Source organism: Pseudomonas sp. TMW22090, assembly GCF_022496665.1.
Classification (GTDB): Bacteria; Pseudomonadota; Gammaproteobacteria; order Pseudomonadales; family Pseudomonadaceae; genus Aquipseudomonas; species Aquipseudomonas gregormendelii.
The window spans coordinates 316,442-335,841 of record NZ_SCFH01000004.1; the positions used below are offsets into that span (position 1 = coordinate 316,442).

At 58.0% G+C, this 19,400-nt stretch carries 20 protein-coding genes and 1 pseudogene; 16 read left to right on the plus strand and 5 right to left on the minus strand.

The window, feature by feature from the left end; translation table 11 throughout:
* Window positions 1–12 precede the first annotated feature (12 nt).
* Complete coding sequence (gene folE, locus EQV97_RS13985; protein WP_240889104.1) at window positions 13–558, plus strand: GTP cyclohydrolase I FolE; 546 nt, start codon at window positions 13–15, stop codon at window positions 556–558.
* Between the two features lie 104 nt (window positions 559–662).
* Window positions 663–1,034 (plus strand): glutathione S-transferase N-terminal domain-containing protein, encoded by a 372-nt coding sequence (locus EQV97_RS13990; RefSeq protein ID WP_122839287.1) that lies wholly within the window; start codon window positions 663–665, stop codon window positions 1,032–1,034.
* Between the two features lie 162 nt (window positions 1,035–1,196).
* Here the strand turns inward: EQV97_RS13990 and EQV97_RS13995 are convergent, their stop codons facing one another.
* Window positions 1,197–2,330, minus strand: a complete 1,134-nt coding sequence (locus EQV97_RS13995) for a hypothetical protein (protein WP_240889105.1) — start codon at window positions 2,328–2,330, stop codon at window positions 1,197–1,199.
* A gap of 645 nt (window positions 2,331–2,975) precedes the next feature.
* Between EQV97_RS13995 and EQV97_RS14000 the strand changes: the two genes are divergently transcribed.
* Together EQV97_RS14000 and EQV97_RS14005 are read left to right on the plus strand one after the other, a co-directional pair.
* On the plus strand, window positions 2,976–4,325 hold the full coding sequence (locus EQV97_RS14000) for an NCS2 family permease (RefSeq protein ID WP_045060233.1): 1,350 nt from the start codon (window positions 2,976–2,978) through the stop codon (window positions 4,323–4,325).
* Between the two features lie 72 nt (window positions 4,326–4,397).
* Complete coding sequence (locus EQV97_RS14005; protein ID WP_122839290.1) at window positions 4,398–5,024, plus strand: LysE family translocator; 627 nt, start codon at window positions 4,398–4,400, stop codon at window positions 5,022–5,024.
* Between the two features lie 224 nt (window positions 5,025–5,248).
* Here the strand turns inward: EQV97_RS14005 and uraH are convergent, their stop codons facing one another.
* Window positions 5,249–5,602 carry a hydroxyisourate hydrolase gene (gene uraH, locus EQV97_RS14010; protein ID WP_008031462.1) on the minus strand — a complete coding sequence of 118 codons (354 nt, stop codon included), beginning with the start codon at window positions 5,600–5,602 and terminating at the stop codon, window positions 5,249–5,251.
* 418 nt (window positions 5,603–6,020) lie between these two features.
* On the opposite strand from uraH, the gene puuE reads away from it, so the two are divergent.
* The 8 genes from puuE (at window position 6,021) to EQV97_RS14050 (ending at window position 14,114) form a co-directional block, all read left to right on the plus strand.
* Window positions 6,021–6,947: an allantoinase PuuE gene (puuE, locus tag EQV97_RS14015; protein WP_045060231.1), complete on the plus strand. Its 927-nt coding sequence runs from the start codon at window positions 6,021–6,023 to the stop codon at window positions 6,945–6,947.
* Window positions 6,944–7,459, plus strand: coding sequence for a 2-oxo-4-hydroxy-4-carboxy-5-ureidoimidazoline decarboxylase (uraD, locus tag EQV97_RS14020; protein WP_240889106.1), 516 nt, complete (start codon window positions 6,944–6,946; stop codon window positions 7,457–7,459). The genes puuE and uraD overlap by 4 nt, the downstream gene beginning before the upstream one ends.
* 89 nt (window positions 7,460–7,548) lie before the next feature.
* A complete protein-coding gene (gene alc / locus EQV97_RS14025) occupies window positions 7,549–8,544 on the plus strand; it encodes an allantoicase (RefSeq protein WP_045060229.1) in 996 nt (331 codons plus the stop codon).
* Between the two features lie 117 nt (window positions 8,545–8,661).
* Window positions 8,662–9,165 carry an ureidoglycolate lyase gene (locus EQV97_RS14030; protein WP_122839292.1) on the plus strand — a complete coding sequence of 168 codons (504 nt, stop codon included), beginning with the start codon at window positions 8,662–8,664 and terminating at the stop codon, window positions 9,163–9,165.
* 50 nt (window positions 9,166–9,215) lie between these two features.
* Window positions 9,216–10,514: a urate hydroxylase PuuD gene (locus EQV97_RS14035; protein WP_122839293.1), complete on the plus strand. Its 1,299-nt coding sequence runs from the start codon at window positions 9,216–9,218 to the stop codon at window positions 10,512–10,514.
* A gap of 141 nt (window positions 10,515–10,655) precedes the next feature.
* Entirely contained in the window at window positions 10,656–12,008 is a 1,353-nt protein-coding gene (locus tag EQV97_RS14040; protein ID WP_045060227.1) for a nucleobase:cation symporter-2 family protein, read from the plus strand.
* A 160-nt stretch (window positions 12,009–12,168) separates the two neighbouring features.
* Window positions 12,169–12,954, plus strand: a complete 786-nt coding sequence (locus EQV97_RS14045; protein ID WP_122839294.1) for a hypothetical protein — start codon at window positions 12,169–12,171, stop codon at window positions 12,952–12,954.
* A gap of 374 nt (window positions 12,955–13,328) precedes the next feature.
* The gene (locus tag EQV97_RS14050) at window positions 13,329–14,114 is read left to right on the plus strand and encodes an outer membrane protein OmpK (RefSeq protein ID WP_122839295.1); all 786 of its coding nucleotides are present in this window, start codon (window positions 13,329–13,331) and stop codon (window positions 14,112–14,114) included.
* A 47-nt stretch (window positions 14,115–14,161) separates the two neighbouring features.
* Here EQV97_RS14050 and EQV97_RS14055 read toward each other — a convergent pair.
* The 3 genes and pseudogenes from EQV97_RS14055 to EQV97_RS14065 all read right to left on the minus strand — a co-directional run.
* A pseudogene (locus EQV97_RS14055) lies at window positions 14,162–14,239 on the minus strand (outer membrane lipoprotein carrier protein LolA); the annotation flags it as partial.
* A 17-nt stretch (window positions 14,240–14,256) separates the two neighbouring features.
* Complete coding sequence (locus EQV97_RS14060) at window positions 14,257–15,411, minus strand: patatin-like phospholipase family protein (RefSeq protein ID WP_122839296.1); 1,155 nt, start codon at window positions 15,409–15,411, stop codon at window positions 14,257–14,259.
* A 52-nt stretch (window positions 15,412–15,463) separates the two neighbouring features.
* The gene (locus EQV97_RS14065; protein WP_240889107.1) at window positions 15,464–16,396 is read right to left on the minus strand and encodes a lipid A biosynthesis lauroyl acyltransferase; all 933 of its coding nucleotides are present in this window, start codon (window positions 16,394–16,396) and stop codon (window positions 15,464–15,466) included.
* A gap of 118 nt (window positions 16,397–16,514) precedes the next feature.
* On the opposite strand from EQV97_RS14065, the gene minC reads away from it, so the two are divergent.
* The 4 genes from minC (at window position 16,515) to EQV97_RS14085 (ending at window position 19,336) form a co-directional block, all read left to right on the plus strand.
* The gene (gene minC, locus EQV97_RS14070) at window positions 16,515–17,252 is read left to right on the plus strand and encodes a septum site-determining protein MinC (RefSeq protein ID WP_045060241.1); all 738 of its coding nucleotides are present in this window, start codon (window positions 16,515–16,517) and stop codon (window positions 17,250–17,252) included.
* Window positions 17,253–17,454: 202 nt separating this feature from the next.
* Entirely contained in the window at window positions 17,455–18,267 is an 813-nt protein-coding gene (minD, locus tag EQV97_RS14075; RefSeq protein ID WP_045060222.1) for a septum site-determining protein MinD, read from the plus strand.
* On the plus strand, window positions 18,267–18,521 hold the full coding sequence (minE, locus tag EQV97_RS14080) for a cell division topological specificity factor MinE (RefSeq protein ID WP_007944431.1): 255 nt from the start codon (window positions 18,267–18,269) through the stop codon (window positions 18,519–18,521). The genes minD and minE overlap by 1 nt, the downstream gene beginning before the upstream one ends.
* Before the next feature lie 179 nt (window positions 18,522–18,700).
* Window positions 18,701–19,336 carry an RluA family pseudouridine synthase gene (locus EQV97_RS14085; protein ID WP_122839298.1) on the plus strand — a complete coding sequence of 212 codons (636 nt, stop codon included), beginning with the start codon at window positions 18,701–18,703 and terminating at the stop codon, window positions 19,334–19,336.
* The last annotated feature ends 64 nt before the right edge of the window (window positions 19,337–19,400 follow it).

Consider the following 19,400-nt stretch of genomic DNA (forward strand, 5'->3'; position numbering starts at 1 on the left):
GAATAAAGCTCTGTGACATTGGAACAGAATTACACCGCGATTCTCGGCCAATTGGGCGAGGACGTATCCCGCGAGGGCCTGCTCGACACGCCAAAGCGTGCCGCCAAAGCCATGCAGTACCTCTGCCGCGGCTATGAACAGACGCTGGAAGAAGTCACCAATGGTGCCTTGTTCAGCTCCGACAACAGCGAAATGGTGCTGGTGAAGGACATCGAGCTCTACTCGTTGTGCGAGCATCATCTGCTGCCGTTCATCGGCAAGGCCCATGTTGCCTACATTCCGAGTGGCAAGGTGCTGGGGCTGTCGAAAGTCGCGCGGATCGTCGATATGTACGCCCGCCGCCTGCAGATCCAGGAAAACCTCAGCCGCCAGATCGCCGACGCGGTAATGGAAGTCACCGGCGCCCTGGGCGTTGCAGTGGTGATCGAGGCCAAGCACATGTGCATGATGATGCGCGGTGTGGAGAAACAGAATTCGTCGATGATCACGTCTGTGATGCTCGGTGAGTTCCGTGAGAACGCCGCGACTCGCAGCGAATTCCTCAGCCTCATCAAGTAATTCGCAGCACGGAGAAAACCGGCATTCATCGCCGGTTTTTTTTCGTCCGGCAAAAATCAGGTAAGCTGCGCGCCTTTATCAATTCCCACCGTGAGGCTTGTACCGTGTTCGTAAAAGCGCTTCGTGTCGGCCTTGGCCAACTGATCATTTTCATCGACTTCATCACCCGCCCGGGCAAGAAGCAGCGCCCAGCCGAGGTTCAGGCCAAGGTCAACTCCGCCGCCAGGGACCTGACCCTGTATCAATTCCACGCCTGCCCGTTCTGCGTGAAAACCCGCCGTACCCTGCGCCGCCTGAATGTTCCGGTCGCGCTGCGCGATGCGAAGAACAACGAACAGGATCGCCAGACCCTGCTGGAACAAGGCGGCAAGATCAAGGTGCCGTGCCTGCGCATCGAAGAAAATGGGCAGACCACCTGGATGTATGAGTCAAAGGTGATCATTGATTATCTGGATAAGCGATTCGCGGCGGCTTGATCCATTTTGGTGTTTGATCTGGCGCCTTCGCGTACTCGTAAGTGGGCCAGCACAGCCAAGCCTGATTGCGCTCGCGCGCAACACGACCTGCATTGCGCACACAAGTAAAAGCCCACCAGATTGTGGGCTTTACTTGCGTGCGGCACGAAAATAAATTCGGCTTCAGGATACGGGGCTGAGGCGTTGCAAAACCATAATCTCTTCAAGCAATTTCGTTCGCTCCCGCTCAAGCTCGGAAATAGAGACCTTAAAGTCTGTAATTTTTTGCTCACGGTTTTCATTCTCTTCCTTGAAAGTAGAGATAGCATTATATTTTTCAGTAATTTCTTGCTCAGAAATTTTTTTATCCGGAATTTTCGCTTGACGCGTCATTAATTCAGCTTGTTGCCTATATCCATTCTCAAGCTTGGTTTTTTCCGACTGCAACTTATCTAGTTTAGCTGGCGAACCCATAAAGTCTTTCACAAGTATTTTCCACATTTCACCCTCAGCATTAGGGACTTTAATGCGTTCTTCATCTTTCCCGTAGCCCTCTATACAACCGAATTTCTTCATAACAAATTCATCGCTTTGTATGTGAGAGGACCACATGGGCCCAAAACCAGTATTTTCAGGATCATGGATCTTGCCAGCGATGGCCAAATCCAGAGGAACCCTTACCGCGACGCCATGATTTGACGCATGCTCCACAGCCCGATCTTTGCTATTTGTCCGACTCTGAATGTCCCTGTCTTTCTTGGAATTTCTATTTTCCCATCGTTCCAGGGCTTCAGCATTGAGCTCATTGGCTCTCTCCCGACGTCTGTTGCGAATAGATTCCAAGTCGCTATCGCTGGTTTTTGCCCATCGAATATCTTGTTCAAGGCGTAATATTTTTTCTCCGTTTTTGCGACTTTCACCATCAAGCTTTCCAATTTCTTTTTTTGTGACGCGAATCTTACGGTCAATATTATCAATTTTAAGCCATTTTTCTTTTGAATCAATTTCCTTGGCGACCGGCATGATTATTTTCTCGATAGATTTTAACTGCCGCTGTTTTTTATCAAACATACGAGAGTTCTGACGGGCGAGTACCCCATTCAGCAAACCAAACAGCGCCATCAGATCTTCAGTACTTTTGCCCATTGATTTAATTGCATTTCTCAATTCGTAAGAATTATTTCGGACCCCACCAAGTACACCGACTAATTTACCGAGCTCACCCAAGTGTTTTTTTGAGACTTTATTGGCAGTGCTCAGCTCATGTAATTTAAGACTGAGTATTCCTTGTGGACCGGACAAACCTGAAGACTGCATAATTACCCCACCCTTGAAATGTTTTATAAGCAATTACATAAAAATCTTAAGGGTATATAAGGTGCAATAGATAAGAGCATCTTGCAAAATACGCTCCTTATCATTCTGAGCGCCATCATGGTCAGTTAACTCCATCCCTCCAGGTGGTTTGAGCGCTATCGCGTGCTCGTAAGCAGCAGGTGGAGATATTCCGCTCCCAAGTGCCGCCAGACGCCTATGAGTGTGATTCGTTGACCCCTCGGGGACTCTCGATGCCATGGCATGGTCAGGCACCTCCTGACCGCATTTTTGCACCTGTATACGATGTCGCTGGTTTAAAACGTGAAGGAAGTCTCCGGTTTCTACCCGGGCAAGCCTGCTCCCACGGGGTTTTGGTGGTGGACGCTGTATTCATGTTCGGTGGATCACTGTGGGAGCCAGGCTTGCTCGCGAAGGCGGCGTGACAGGCGATATACTCCGATCGAAAATTTTTTCGTCTACAAAAGCAAAAACAATATTTGCTTTATTTGTACACAAAAGCATAATCCACCTCGTGCGAGTTCCTGACCAAGCGGTCAACAAATTCGCAAGTGCCTCAAAGGACCGCTGCCGCCCTCATGGGTCCGGTCCTGGAAATAACAATAAAACTCTTGAGGAGTACTCGCTGTGGAAAGCCGCAAATCCGAAGCATCGACGCTGGACCTCTCGCCGCCCGCCCCCACCGGCTGGCTGGAGCGTCTGTTTAAACTCAGCTTGCATGGCACCACGGTGAAGACCGAATTGATTGCCGGTCTGACAACCTTCATCACCATGGCTTACATCATTTTCGTCAACCCCAACATCATGGCCGATGCGGGGATTGATCACGGTGCGGCTTTTGTCGCCACCTGCATCGCCGCTGCGCTGGGCTGCCTGCTGATGGGCCTTTATGCCAACTGGCCGGTCGGCCTGGCGCCGGGCATGGGGCTTAACGCGTTCTTCACCTACACCGTGGTCGGCACCATGGGCTACAACTGGGAAACGGCTCTTGGCGCGGTGTTCGTGTCTGGCGTGCTGTTCATGTTCCTGACCTTCTCGCGGATCCGCGAATGGCTGCTCAACAGCATTCCGGTGAGTTTGCGCTACGCCATGGGCGCCGGCGTTGGGTTGTTCCTGGGGCTGATCGGCCTGAAAACCGCGGGCATCGTCGTCGATAGCCCGGCCACCCTGATCAAACTGGGCTCCCTGCGCGAACCTGGCCCGCTGCTGGCAGCCATCTGCTTCCTGATGATTGCTGTTCTCAGCTACCACAGGGTATTTGGCGCAATTCTGATCAGCATCATCACCGTGACACTGGCCGGCTGGGGCCTGGGCCTCGTTCACTACGAAGGCATCATGTCGGCCCCGCCGAGCCTGGCTCCGACCTGGATGGCCATGGACGTCGCCGGCGTGTTCAACGTCAGCATGATCAGCGTGGTACTCGCCTTCCTCTTCGTGCACATGTTCGACACCGCCGGCACCCTCATGGGCGTGGCCCAGCGCGCCGGCCTGGTGAATGCCGACGGCAAGATCGAAAACCTCTCCCGCGCCCTCAAGGCCGACAGTGCTTCCAGTGTCTTCGGTGCGGTAGTGGGTGTGCCGCCCGTCACCAGCTATGTGGAAAGTGCCGCTGGCGTTGCCGCTGGTGGTCGGACTGGTCTTACCGCAGTCACCGTAGGTGTGCTATTTATTGCCGCGATGTTCTTCGCACCGCTGGCCGGGATGATTCCCGCTTACGCCACAGCCGGCGCGCTGATCTATGTCGCCATGTTGATGATGGGCGGCATGGCTCACATCGAATGGGATGAAGCGACCGACAGTATCCCGGCGATTGTCACCGCGATCATGATGCCCCTGACGTTCTCGGTTGCCGACGGTATCGCCTTGGGTTTCATCACCTACGTGGCACTGAAGGCCGGCACGGGCAAGTACAAGGAAATTTCCGTCAGCCTGTGGGTGTTGTGCGCGATCTTCATCGCCAAGTTTGTTTTCTTGTAAGCGTTACGCAGTAAGCGTTACGAACCAGCCTCACCCCGTCGGGTGGGGCTTTTGCGCAAATGGAGGAAAGTGATGAGTCTGGAAACCTGGCTGCTGTTCAGCGGCGCTGCACTGGTGGTGATCCTGATCCCGGGACCGCTATCGTTGCTGATGATCAGCAACAGTCTGAATTACGGTCTGCGACGGTCTTACCCCGCCTTCCTCGGGGGAGTGATTGCCTCGATCTGCCTCCTCAGCGCTTCGGCATTGGGCCTGGGCGCCCTGCTGCTGGCTTCGGAACAGCTGTTCAGCGCGCTGAAGATTGTCGGCGCGCTGTACCTGTTCTACCTCGCCTGGCAGAGCTGGCAGCAATCGCGCCAACCGTCGGTGGGCGCTGAAGTGCCCCAGGCGGCGGCTGTTCCGCGCTTTCGCGCACTGTTCGGGCGCGCATTTGTATTGGGCGCAAGTAATCCGAAGGACATTCTTTTCTTCGCTGCGTTTCTGCCGCAGTTTTTGAGCGCCGAACAACCGTTCCTGCCTCAGTTGCTGGTGATGATTGCGACGTGGACGGTGCTGGATCTGCTGTGCAAGTTGGCTTATGGGCTGGGTGCGCACGGCGCGGCGCGGTATCTGCGAAGCGGCAAGGGGCAGAGTTGGTTTAACCGGATCAGTGCCGGCCTGTTCAGTGGTGCGGGTGCGGCGTCGCTGTTGAGCCGTTAGCAAGGCAAAATCAAAAGATCGTCCGAACGCGGCCCGAGCCTTCGGACGATCTGGAGGTGATGTTGCCTGTTGGGGCCTCATCGCGGGCAAGCCCGCTCCCACAGTGGATTGTGGTGCTCTTTTGACTTTCCAGCAGGCAAAAAAAAGCCCGCAGTGTGAGCGGGCGAAAGACCAAAGAAGCTATATGCGCAGTCGCTTCCCGGTTGGGGCAGCTGCTTGGGGGATCAGCTGCCGCGATACGTGGAATAGCTGTACGGCGAGATCAGCAGCGGTACGTGGTAGTGATCCTGTTCGGCAGAGATGCCGAACCGCAACACCACGACGTCCAGAAACGCGGGCTCCGGCAACTGCACGCCACGGGCGCGGTAGTAGTCGCCTGCATGAAATTGCACCTGATAAACCCCGGTACGGTAGTCATCACCTTGCAGCAGAGGTGCATCGACCCGCCCGTCGCTGTTGGTTATCGCGCTGGCGACCAATTCCAGCTGCGAGCCTTCAACGCGGTAGAGCTCGACCTTGATCGAGCTGCCCGGGCAACCGTGTGCTGCATCCAAAACGTGAGTAGTCAAACGTCCCATTGATTCTGCGCGCCTGTGGTGTTGAGCCATCAGGCCTCGCGCCTCCCGAAGTCAGTTAAAAAGGAGACCGCACCGATTCGGAGCACGAAACGCTGCGGCGAGGAACTGATTAAGACACTTTTAAAAAAAATTGTACACAATAAAAACGACATTTTTCGTGTCACTCCTGCCCACTGCCGATCAGTGCCGTATCTGCCTGCTCAGCAGGCCACCTCAGGACCTTCGATCCATTAGCTGACCAATCAGGCAGGTTTCTTGCACTACCACTGCAAGATGACAGCGAGTGAAAAATGCGAAAATTCAGACTTACAATGTGGATATAAAGTTGTATACAATCATCCAATCGCTGTGACGCCAGCCTGTGATTCCACCGCCAGGCCGCCACACAACCTGTTAACGAACAAGAAGGAAGACTGCAGTGAGCGCTGACTACCCACGCGACCTGGTCGGTTACGGCAGTAACCCTCCGCACCCACACTGGCCGGGCAATGCCCGCATCGCCTTGTCCTTCGTGCTCAACTATGAAGAAGGTGGCGAGCGCAACATTCTGCATGGCGATAAGGAGTCTGAAGCGTTCCTCTCGGAAATGGTCTCGGCGCAGCCGCTGCAAGGCGAGCGCAACATGAGCATGGAATCGCTTTACGAGTATGGCAGCCGCGCCGGCGTCTGGCGGATCCTGAAACTGTTCAAGGAATTCGACATTCCGCTGACGATCTTCGCGGTGGCCATGGCCGCCCAGCGTCACCCGGACGTGATCCGCGCCATGGTCGACGCCGGCCACGAAATCTGCAGTCACGGCTATCGCTGGATCGACTACCAGTACATGGATGAGGCCCAGGAGCGCGAGCACATGCTCGAAGCGATCCGTGTGCTGACCGAGATCACCGGTGAGCGCCCACTGGGCTGGTACACCGGCCGCACCGGCCCGAACACCCGGCGCCTGGTCATGGAAGAAGGTGGTTTCCTTTACGACTGCGACACCTACGACGATGACCTGCCCTACTGGGAACCGAACAATCCGACCGGCAAGCCGCACCTGGTGATCCCTTACACTCTGGACACCAACGACATGCGCTTCACCCAGGTCCAGGGCTTCAACAAGGGCGATGATTTCTTCGAATACCTCAAAGACGCGTTCGATGTGCTGTACGCCGAAGGCGCCGAAGCACCGAAAATGCTCTCGATCGGCCTGCACTGCCGCTTGATCGGCCGTCCGGCGCGCCTGGCTTCGCTCAAACGCTTTATCGAATACGCTAAAAGTCATGAACAGGTGTGGTTCAGCCGTCGCGTCGACATCGCTCGCCACTGGCACGAAACCCACCCGTACCAAGGGCCTGCAAAATGAGCACTTTTCAAACTCTCAAACCCTCGACCCTGAGCCGCGACGGCTTCGTCAAAGCCTTTGCCGACATCTACGAACATTCGCCATGGGTGGCCGAGAAGGCCTTTGACCTGGGCCAGGACGCCTCGATCGACCAGATCGAAACCCTGCACCAGCGCATGAGCGACATCCTGTTGAGCGCCGATCACGCCAGCCAGCTGGCGTTGATCAACGCTCACCCGGACCTGGCCGGCAAAGCTGCCGTCCAGGGCCAGTTGACCGAAGCCAGCACCAATGAACAGGCTGGCGCCGGTATTCACCAATGCACGGCAGAAGAGTTTTCTCGCTTCACCGAGCTGAACGACGCCTACAAAGCCAAGTTCAAGTTTCCCTTCATCATGGCGGTAAAAGGCAGCAACCGGCATCAGATCCTCGCGGCGTTCGAAACGCGCATCAACAACTCGGTCGACACCGAATTCAAATGCGCGCTGGCGGAGATCAACAAGATCGCCCTGTTCCGATTACTGACCCTATAAGCGAGCCTGGCCCAGGTGTTTTCAAACGCAAATGACACCCGGGGCCTTGCAAGCATCCCAAGCCAACTTATTAAAGGCAGACAAGAAGAATGAAAGCTTACGCCGTACCTTTCGAGAAGTTCGTCAACCTGGCCGATGCCCGCCTGGGCACCAAGATCATCTCGGTCACCGATGACTGGTTCGCAGACGCCAACCGTCTGTTCCAACCGACCCCGGCCGTATGGAAGGAGGGCGTGTTCGATGACAACGGCAAGTGGATGGACGGCTGGGAGTCGCGCCGCAAGCGCTTCGAAGGTTACGACAGCGCCGTGATCCGCCTGGGTGTACCAGGTTCGATCAAGGGCGTGGACATCGACACTTCATTCTTCACCGGCAACTTCCCGCCATCGGCCTCACTGGAAGCCTGCTTCCTGGCCTCGGGCGAGCCAGACGACAACACCCAGTGGACTGAAGTGCTGTCGGCCGTCGAGCTGCAGGGCAACAGCCATCACTACCACGAAATCAGCAACGACCAGTCGTTCAGCCACCTGCGTTTCAACATCTACCCGGACGGTGGTGTGGCTCGACTGCGCGTGTACGGCATTCCATTCCGCGACTGGTCGGCTGTGGGCGACAACGAGCAAGTTGACCTGGCTGCAGCCCTGAACGGCGGCCGCGCCCTCGCCTGCTCTGACGAACACTTCGGTCGCATGAGCAACATCCTGAACCCGGGCCGTGGCATCAACATGGGCGACGGTTGGGAAACCGCACGTCGTCGTACCCCGGGCAATGACTGGGTCATCGTCGCGCTGGGTCATCCGGGCGAGATCGAAAAAATCATCGTCGACACCCTGCATTTCAAGGGCAACTACCCGGACACCTGCTCGATCCAGGGCGCATTCGTGAAAGGCGGTACCGACAGCCAGATCGAAACCCAGTCGCTGTTCTGGCGTGAGCTGTTGCCGGCGCAGAAGCTGGAAATGCACGCCGAGCACACCTTCGCCGAGCAGATCAAGGCACTGGGCCCCATCACCCACATCCGCCTGAACGTCTTCCCGGACGGTGGTGTGAGCCGCCTGCGAGTTCTCGGCAAGGTCGCTAAATAAGCGCTGAACCCAATCGCCAGCAGGCTGGCTCCCACATTTGCAATGCATTCCCCTGTGGGAGCCAGCCTGCTGGCGATAGCAACAGAACCAACAACACAGAATTCGGAAAAGAACAGCATGCGCACACTGACGATTGAACCGCTGACCAAAGAAGCCTTCGCCCCTTTCGGTGACGTCATTGAAACCGACGGCAGCGATCACTTCATGATCAACAACGGTTCGACCATGCGCTTCCATAAACTGGCGACGGTTGAAACCGCTGCGCCGGAGGACAACGCCATCATCAGCATCTTCCGCGCCGACGCGCAGGACATGCCACTGACCGTTTGCATGCTGGAGCGCCATCCGCTGGGCAGCCAGGCTTTCATTCCGCTGCTCGGCAACCCCTTTCTGATCGTGGTCGCGCCAGTTGGCGATGAACCTGTATCAGGCTTGGTCCGCGCCTTCGTCACCAACGGCAGGCAGGGCATTAATTACCATCGCGGCGTTTGGCACCATCCGGTGCTGACGATCGAAAAGCGGGATGACTTCCTGGTGGTTGATCGCAGTGGCACAGGCAATAACTGCGATGAGCATTTTTTCAAAGAGGATGAGCGTTTGATCCTTGCCCCCCACCAATAAGAGAAGGTCTGATCACTCGACAACAGAGTGACAGGCGAGAGGTAAAGACTGTGGAAGCACATCTGTTGGAATGGCTGAACCTGAGCGTGCGCTGGGTTCACATGATTACTGGCGTGGCCTGGATCGGTGCGTCGTTCTATTTCGTCTGGCTGGAAAACAACCTCAATCGGGTCAACCCGAAAAGTGGCCTGGCCGGTGATTTGTGGGCGATCCATGGCGGCGGTATCTACCACCTGGAAAAATACAAACTGGCTCCACCGACCATGCCGGACAACCTGCACTGGTTCAAATGGGAAGCCTACTTCACCTGGATGTCGGGGATCGCGCTGCTGTGCGTGGTGTTCTACTCCAACCCGACGCTCTACCTGCTGGCACCCGGCAGCAGCCTGACAGGTCCTGAAGGCGTTCTGCTGGGCATCGGCTCGCTGTTCGTCGGCTGGTTCGTCTACTCCTTCCTCTGCGATTCGGCCCTGGGCAAGCGCCCTGCACTGCTGGGTTTCATTCTGTTCGTGCTGATCATTGGCGCCGCCTACGGCTTCAGTAAAGTGTTCAGCGGCCGTGGTGCGTACCTGCACGTCGGCGCGATCATCGGCACCATCATGGTCGGCAACGTGTTCCGCATCATCATGCCAGCACAACGTGCGCTGGTGGCGGCGATTGCCGAGAACCGCACGCCCGATCCGGCACTGCCGGCCAAAGGCCTGCTGCGTTCACGGCACAACAACTACTTCACCTTGCCTGTGCTGTTCATCATGATCAGCAACCACTTCCCGAGCACCTACGGCAGCCAGTACAACTGGCTGATCCTGGCCGGGATCGCGGTACTGGCAGTGCTGGTACGTCACTACTTCAACACCCGTCACGACAGCCACAAATTTGCCTGGACCCTGCCGGTGGCAGCGGTGGGCATGATTTGCCTGGCCTATGTGTCCGGTCCGAAGCCGATGTCCAGCGCGCCTGAAGTCGCCAAGGCCGCCATCGAGTACCAGCCACTGCCGGAAACCGCCCTGGGCGGTGACAAGAAGCCGGCCGCAGCTGCACCGGTGACAGCTCCTGAACCGGCACCGACCCAGGCAGCGAATGCCGGCCCGGGTTTTGACAAGGTGCACAACGTGATCCAGGAACGCTGCACGGTCTGCCATTCCGCCAAGCCGACCAGCCCGTTGTTCAGTGCTGCACCGGCTGGCGTGATGTTCGACACCCCCGACCAGATCCGCCAGAACGCCCCGCGTATCCAGGCGCAAGCGGTCACCAGCCAGATCATGCCACTGGGCAACATCACCCAGATGACCCAGCAGGAACGTGACCTGATTGGTGCCTGGATTGTGCAGGGAGCCCAGACCAATTAACCGCTGAAAAGCATCGCGAGCAAGCCTTGCTCCCACTGGATTCCCAGGAATTCTGTAGGAGCAAGGCTTGCCCGCGATTGGCCGCGGCGCGGTCGACCTGATGCACAAAATCACAAGAATAAAAAAGATCCGAGGTGTTGCATGTCCGAGCTATCCGAAGCGCGCATCCCCGACGCACCCGCTATTCAGCGTTTGCCCCTGTTGCAACTGATCCTGGTCGGACTGCAGCACGTTCTGCTGATGTACGGTGGCGCCATTGCGGTGCCGCTGATCATCGGACAGGCCGCAGGCCTGAGTCGCGAAGAAATCGCCTTCCTGATCAACGCCGACCTGCTGGTTGCCGGCATCGCCACCATCGTGCAGTCCCTGGGCATCGGCCCGATGGGCATCCGCATGCCGGTGATGATGGGCGCCAGCTTTGCCGCCGTCGGCAGCATGGTTGCCATGGCAGGAATGCCTGGCATCGGCCTGCAAGGCATTTTCGGCGCGACCATTGCCGCGGGCTTTTTCGGCATGATCATCGCACCGTTCATGTCCAGGGTCGTACGTTTTTTCCCGCCCCTGGTGACCGGCACGGTCATCACCTCAATCGGTTTGTCGCTGTTCCCCGTGGCCGTCAATTGGGCCGGCGGTGGCGCCGGTGCGGCGCAATTCGGCTCACCGATCTACCTGGCCATCGCCGCCCTGGTGCTGGGCACCATATTGCTGGTGCACCGTTTCATGCGCGGCTTCTGGGTCAATATCTCGGTGCTGATCGGCATGTGCCTGGGTTATGTGATCTGCGGCCTGATCGGCATGGTCGACCTCAGCGGCATGGCCCAGGCGCCCTGGGTACAGATCGTCACTCCGCTGCATTTCGGCATGCCGAAATTCGAGCTCGCACCGATCCTGTCCATGTGCCTGGTGGTGGTGATCATCTTCGTCGAGTCCACCGGCATGTTTCTCGCCCTGGGCAAGATCACCGGGCAGGAAGTTTGCCCGCGGATGCTGCGACGCGGCCTGTTGTGCGACGCCGGTGCTTCATTCTTTGCCGGTTTTTTCAACACCTTCACCCACTCCTCGTTCGCCCAGAACATCGGCCTGGTGCAGATGACCGGCGTGCGCTGCCGCTCGGTCACCATCGTCGCCGGCGGCTTGCTGATCGTACTGAGCTTGCTGCCCAAAGCGGCGTTTCTGGTGGCGTCCATTCCACCGGCGGTATTGGGCGGTGCAGCCATCGCCATGTTTGGCATGGTTGCGGCCACCGGGATCAAGATTCTGCAGGAAGCCGACATCGGTGACCGTCGCAACCAGTTGCTGGTGGCGGTGAGCATCGGCATGGGGTTGATCCCGGTGGTCCGGCCGGAGTTTTTCGCCCACCTGCCCTTGTGGATGAGCCCGATCACCCACAGCGGAATTGCGATGGCGACGTTGAGCGCGCTGTCGCTGAACCTGCTGTTCAACATCCTCGGCGGCAAGGAACGCGCCGCCATTAACGACTGCCACGCGCACTGACAAACAAGTACACGCCCGGCCAGGTGGAAGCGAGCCTGCTCGCGATGACGTTATCAGACTCAACACTTCATTGACTGATACACCGCCATCGCGAGCAGGCTCACTCCCACAGGGTTGGAGCCCCCGTGCCTTGAACAATAAAAACAAGAAGGAGCACCAGATGATCCGGACTCAGAAAAACCTGCTGTTGGGCGCCGCCCTGCTGACCACTAGCCAGGTCATGGCCGGCGACTTGTTGCTGTGGCAGACCAACAGCCTGAGCTATCTCTATGGCAAGGACTTTGCGGTCAACCCGTCGATCCAGCAGACGGTGACATTCGAGCACGCCGATGGCTGGAAGTACGGCGACAACTTCATGTTCATCGACAGCACCTACTACAACGGCGAGCAAGACCGCAACAAAGGCGTTCACGCCTATTACGGCGAGTTCAGCCCGCGACTGTCCTTCGGCAAGATCCTGGACCGACGCTTCGAACTCGGCCCGATCAAGGACGTGTTGCTGGCCATGACCTACGAGAATGGCGAAGACGACAGCGAGGCCTACCTGATCGGCCCCGGTTTTAACCTCGCAATACCGGGCTTCAACTTTTTCACCTTGAATTTTTACTATCGCCAGACCGAAGGCTCGCGCCCCGGCAGCGATGTCTGGCAGGTCAGCCCGGCCTGGTCCTACACCCTTCCACTCGGCAATTCGAGTGTACTGATCGACGGCTACCTGGACTGGGTGGTGGATAACGACCAGAACGCCCGTGGCACTTATCACGCCAACGTGCACTTCAACCCGCAGATCAAGTACGACCTGGGCAAGTCCATGGGTTGGCGGGAGAAACAGGTGTACGTCGGCATCGAATACAGCTATTGGAAAGACAAGTACGGCATCGAAAACAGCGCCAATTTCGACACCAATGAAAACACCACCAGCCTGCTGGTGAAGGTGCACTTCTAAGATGACCCGCAACCGTGCCCCAAACCTGTCGTCGGTGCGCTGTTGCGGGGCACTTGAGACCTGGCCAAGGAGTCAGTATTCTCCGCGGCCGCCTGAATCCGCTTTAAAAAAAAGCCCGGATTTAATTCCTGACCAGAAAGCCAACTTATCCCGGCTCTGGACGGTATCAAGGCCTCCCCGAACCACTCTCAATCGACTGTTTTTGAGCAGCCGAGCGGGAGTTTTTTGGTTTTCGCAAAGCCTTGGCGCAGCTTTTGCTAACAGCAATAAAGCTGACCGAATGGATGATTTTTGCAGCTTGAGAAAAAGGCGCCACACCAGAGCGCCGACCTTAAAAAAATAACGTGATACCACTACTTTTTGGGAGCAACCGAATGAAACGTACGTGCACTAGCCTGATGCTGGCAGGATCGTTACTGGCGGGGGGCCAGGCCATGGCCGGCGACTTGCTGCAATGGCAGGACAACAGCCTGACTTATCTGTATGGCAAAGACTTCCAGGTCAACCCGCGCATCCAGCAGACCGTGACATTCGAACACGCCGACGGCTGGAAATACGGAGACAACTTCTTCTTCATCGACAAGATTTTCTACAACGGCAAGGAAGACTCTTTCGCCGGCAAGAACACTCACTACGGCGAATTCAGCCCGCGCTTGTCATTCAACAAGATTTTCAACCAGAAGCTGGAGTTCGGCCCGATCAAGGACGTGCTGCTGGCCATGACCTATGAGTTCGGCGAAGACGACACCGAGTCGTACCTGATCGGTCCGGGTTTCGACCTGGCCATCCCCGGCTTCGACTACTTTCAGTTGAACTTCTACAACCGTCACACCGAAGGCGACCGTCCGGGTGACGACGTCTGGCAGATCACGCCAGCCTGGTCCTACACCATCCCGGTGGGTGACTCGGACGTGCTGATCGACGGCTTCATGGACTGGGTCGTCGACAACGACGTGAACGACAAAGGCGAATACCACGCCAACCTGCACTTCAATCCGCAAATCAAATACGACCTGGGCAAAGCCCTGAGCCTGGGTGCCAAGCAGTTGTACGTCGGTGTCGAGTATGACTACTGGAAAAACAAATACGGTATCGAAGACAGCCAGGGCTTCAAAACCGATCAGAGCGTGACCAGCTTCCTGGTCAAGGTTCACTTCTGATTTTGTAAAAGTGAGGCTGCTCGCGAAGGACAGAGAGCGCCACGATTTGTAGGAGCGAGCTTGCTCGCGAAGGACCAGAGAGCGCCACGGGGTGTCAGGCTCCCAGCGTCATCGTTAACGTCCATCGCGAGCAAGCTCGCTCCTACAGCAACCCCAGAAACCGGGACAACTCCTCACGCTTGGCCAGCGCATCCCGGCGCCCCAAATCAATCAACTCGCTGCAATACCCCGCCTCGAACAACAGATAACTCAACACTCCCGCTCCACTCGTCTTGGTCGCCCCCGGCCCGCGCAGGAACAGGCGTAGCGCCGCTGGTAATTCCTGCCGGTGCCGCGCAGCGATCTCATCGAGCGGCTGGCTCGGTGAGATCACCAGCACCTCCACCGGCGCCACGCCGAGCGCTCGGGTGGGTGTGCCATTGGGCATCAGGTGACTGAACTGGTTGAGACGTTGCAGCAGCTCGATGTCGCTTTCCAGGCTGTCGATGAACGTGCTGTTGAGCATGTGCCCGCCAATTTGCGCGAGGGTCGGCTGCTGGCCGGTATAGGCGCGTTGCAGCGGCTGCTCGGGATCGACCCCGCGCGGGTTGCCGCTGACCCCCACCACCAGCACGCGGCTGGCCCCAAGATGCAGGGCCGGACTGATGGGGGCCGATTGGCGTACCGCGCCGTCGCCGAAATACTCTTCACCGATTTTCACCGGCGCAAACAGCAGCGGAATCGCGGAACTGGCGAGCAGGTGCTCAATGGTCAACTGCGTAGGCACGCCGATGCGACGATGGCGTAACCAGGCGTCGATGGTGCCGCCGCCCTGGTAGAACGTGACGGCCTGACCCGACTCATAGCCGAACGCAGTGACCGCCACGGCCTGTAACTGTTTCTGCGCGATCGCCTCAGCGATCCCGGACAACTGCAGCTTGTCGTCGAGCAGCCCGCGCAATGGCGAACTGTCAAGCAAGGCCACCGGCACCTGGGCACCGATCCCGAGCAGGCTGTGGCCGACAAAGCGGCTGGCCTGATGGATCACCCCAGGCCAGTCGCTGCGCAACACCAAATGACTGCGAAAGCCTTGCCAGAACGCCGTCAGGCGCTCGATGGCAGCACGGAAATCCAGCGCGCCACTGGCCAGGCTGACCGCATTGATCGCACCCGCCGAGGTACCGACAATAACCGGGAACGGATTACGTGCACCCTGCGGCAGCAACTCGGCAATCGCCGCCAGCACTCCCACCTGATAGGCCGCCCGAGCCCCACCGCCGGAAAGAATCAAGCCTGTAACCGGTTCAACGGGACTCATCGCAACGCTCCATGGTGCTTGTTGGTAGTCCGCTCCTGCAGGGGATCATGTTTCAACCGCGCTTGGCGTACAGTTTGGGTTCACCGGGTGGGCGGCTCTTGAAACGCCGATGCGCCCACAGGTATTGCTGCGGACAGTCGCGCAGCACGCCTTCGACCCACTGATTGATGCGAATGCAGTCGGCTTCCTCGGTTTCCCCCGGAAAGCCTTCGAGCGGCGCATGGATCATCAGTCGATAGCCGCTGCCGTCCGCCAGGCGCTCCTGGGTGAACGGCACCACCAGTGCCTTGCCCAACCGTGCGAACTTGCTGGTGGCCGTCACAGTTGCGGCCTGAATGCCAAACAGCGGCACGAAGATACTTTGCTTGGCGCCGTAGTCCTGGTCCGGTGCATACCAGATCGCGCGCCCGGCCCGCAGCAGCTTGAGCATGCCGCGCACGTCGTCACGCTCCACGGCCAGCGAGTCGAGATTGTGGCGCTCGCGGCCGCGGCGCTGGATGTAATCGAACAGCGGGTTCTTGTGCTCGCGGTACATGCCATCAATGGTGTGCTGCTGGCCGAGCAACGCCGCCCCGATTTCCAGGGTGGTGAAATGCACGGCCATCAGGATCACCCCCTTGCCTTCGCGTTGGGCTTTTTGCAGATGCTCCAGGCCTTCGACATGCGCCAGCTTCGCCAGCCGCTCGCGCGACCACCACCAGCTCATGGCCATTTCAAAGAAGGCGATGCCGGTGGAAGCGAAATTTTCCTTTAGCAGGTGTTTGCGCTCGGCGGCGGATTTTTCCGGAAAACACAATTCGAGATTGCGCTTGGCGATGCGCCGTCTGTCGCCCGCCAGGCGATACATGACGGCGCCCAGGAGCCGACCGATGGACAGCAACGCCGGATAAGGCAGTTGGACAATCAGCCACAATAGCCCCAGACCACACCACAGCGGCCAGAAACGCGGGGAAAGAAATGCTCTTCGAAAACGCGGGCGATCCATTAAAGGTTCCGTCAAGACAATGGCCGCGCATTCTACATCGTTAGACCCGGCTTGCGGCCTGCGGGCGTTCTCGTTATAAGTCTCGGCACTTTTAGTGACAAGTCGTTGTATGCCGACCATGAGCCAAACCGAACCGCTAGACAAAGATCCCGTGTTCCAGTTGAAGGGCAGCATGCTCGCCATTACGGTGCTGGAACTGGCCCGTAACGACCTCGAGAACCTCGATCGACAACTGGCCGCCAAGGTCGCCCAGGCGCCTAACTTCTTCAGCAACGCGCCACTGGTGTTGGCCCTGGACAAACTTCCACCGGGTGAAGGCGCCGTTGATCTGCCGGGCCTGATGCGCGTGTGCCGCCAGCATGGCCTGCGCACCCTGGCGATCCGCGCCAGTCGCATCGAGGACATTGCTGCGGCCATCGCGGTCGACCTTCCGGTGCTGCCACCGTCCGGTGCCCGTGAGCGAGCCCTGGACCCGAATGAAGGCGTTGTCGTGAAAAAACCGGAGAAACCACCGGAGCCGACGATCAAGCCGACCAAAATCATCACCTCCCCCGTGCGCGGCGGCCAGCAGATTTACGCCCAGGGTTGCGACCTGGTGGTGATCTCCTCCGTCAGCCCGGGGGCGGAACTTCTCGCCGATGGCAACATCCATGTATACGGCCCGATGCGCGGTCGCGTGCTGGCCGGGGTCAAAGGCGACACCAAGGCCAGGATTTTCTGTCAGCAGATGAGCGCTGAACTGGTCTCCATTGCAGGCCACTACAAGGTTTCGGAGGACCTGCGACGCGACCCTTTATGGGGTTCAGGCGTTCAGGTCAGCCTGTCGGGCGATGTGTTGAACATCATTCGGCTTTAACGGATACTGCCGCATTTTCCAAGCATCTCTAAAACGTAGCGAAAACGGCTTGAACGAAGTGGGAAAATGGCCAGAAAGCAGTGTTTACCGAAGGTAAGCGCCGTTCAGGGCCGGATTCCAGCCAAGGCTGTCCGACTGCAGTAGTTTTCCAGAGATGTTTTTTCAGGGGCTAAATGTCCTTTTTCCTTAGGGGTGAAACACCTTGGCCAAGATTCTCGTGGTTACATCCGGCAAGGGTGGTGTGGGTAAGACCACCACCAGTGCCGCTATCGGTACCGGCCTCGCACTGCGCGGCCACAAGACAGTTATCGTCGACTTCGACGTGGGCCTGCGTAACCTCGACCTGATCATGGGTTGCGAACGCCGCGTGGTGTACGACTTCGTCAACGTGGTCAACGGCGAAGCCAACCTGCAACAGGCCCTGATCAAAGACAAGCGCCTGGAAAACCTTTACGTACTGGCCGCCAGCCAGACCCGCGACAAAGACGCGCTGACCGTCGAAGGCGTGGAAAAAGTCCTGATGGCGCTCAAGGAAGACTTCGAATTCGTGGTCTGCGACTCCCCGGCAGGTATCGAGAAAGGCGCTCACCTGGCGATGTACTTCGCTGATGAAGCGATCATCGTGACCAACCCGGAAGTGTCCTCGGTACGTGACTCGGATCGCATGCTGGGCCTGCTGGCCAGCAAGTCACGCCGCGCTGAAAAGGGCGAGGATCCGATCAAGGAACACCTGCTGCTGACCCGCTACAACCCGCAACGCGTGAATGACGGTGAGATGCTCGGCGTCGAAGACGTCAAGGAAATCCTGTCTGTCACCCTGCTGGGCGTGATTCCGGAATCCCAGGCTGTACTCAAGGCCTCCAACTCGGGTGTGCCCGTGATTCTCGACGACCAGAGCGATGCCGGCCAGGCATACAGCGATGCCGTCGATCGTCTGCTGGGCAAAACCGTGGAGCATCGTTTCCTCGATGTCACGAAGAAGGGATTCTTCGAGCGCCTGTTTGGAGGTAGGTAATGAACATTTTTGACTTCTTTCGAGCCAACAAGAAGCCAAGCACAGCCTCGGTAGCGAAAGAGCGTCTACAGATCATCGTGGCGCATGAACGCGGCCAACGCAGTACACCGGACTACCTGCCAGCCTTGCAGAAGGAACTGGTGGAGGTGATCCGCAAGTACGTCAATATCGGGTCCGATGACGTGCATGTCGCTCTGGAAAACCAGGGCAGCTGCTCGATTCTGGAACTCAATATCACCCTGCCTGATCGCTGAGTCGATCCGGCTGGAGCCACGGCGGCTCAGGCCCTTCGGGACCGTGTAGGTGCTGCCGCAGGCTGCGATCTTCTGATCTTGTTCTTCATGCAAAATCAAAAGATCGCAGCCTGCGGCAGCTCCTGCGGGGACAATGAAGGGCGTGAGTCGCCGTTGGCGTTTGTTACGAGGCTGTTTTAATGCCGCTGTCCAACATCCAGATCATCCACCAGGACGCCGGCGTCCTGGTGGTGAACAAACCGACCTTGCTGCTCTCCGTCCCTGGCCGGGCCGAGGACAACAAGGACTGCCTGATCACCCGCCTGCAGGAAAATGGCTACCCCGAGGCTCGCATCGTCCACCGGCTGGATTGGGAGACGTCCGGCATCATCCTGCTGGCGCGTGACCCGGATACTCATCGCGAGTTATCCAGGCAGTTTCACGACCGCGAAACGGAGAAAGCCTACACAGCCCTGTGCTGGGGCCAGCCGGAGCTGGACAGTGGCAGCATTGACTTGCCCCTGCGCTACGACCCGCCGACCAAACCCCGCCACGTGGTGGATCACGAATTTGGCAAGCACGCGCTGACGTTCTGGCGAGTGCTGGAGCGTTGCGGTGACTGGTGCCGGGTCGAACTGACGCCCATCACTGGCCGCTCCCATCAACTGCGCGTGCACATGCTGTCCATTGGTCATCCACTGCTGGGCGACGGGCTCTATGCCCACGAACAGGCACTGGCCGCCTGGCCAAGGCTGTGCCTGCACGCCAGCATGCTGAGCTTCACCCATCCGCAATCCGGCGAACGCCTGCGCTTCGAGTGTCCCGCACCGTTCTAGGCTAATGCGTGCGACAGCCAATCGCGGGCAAGCCCGCTCCCACAGGGATCGGCGCCATAGGCAC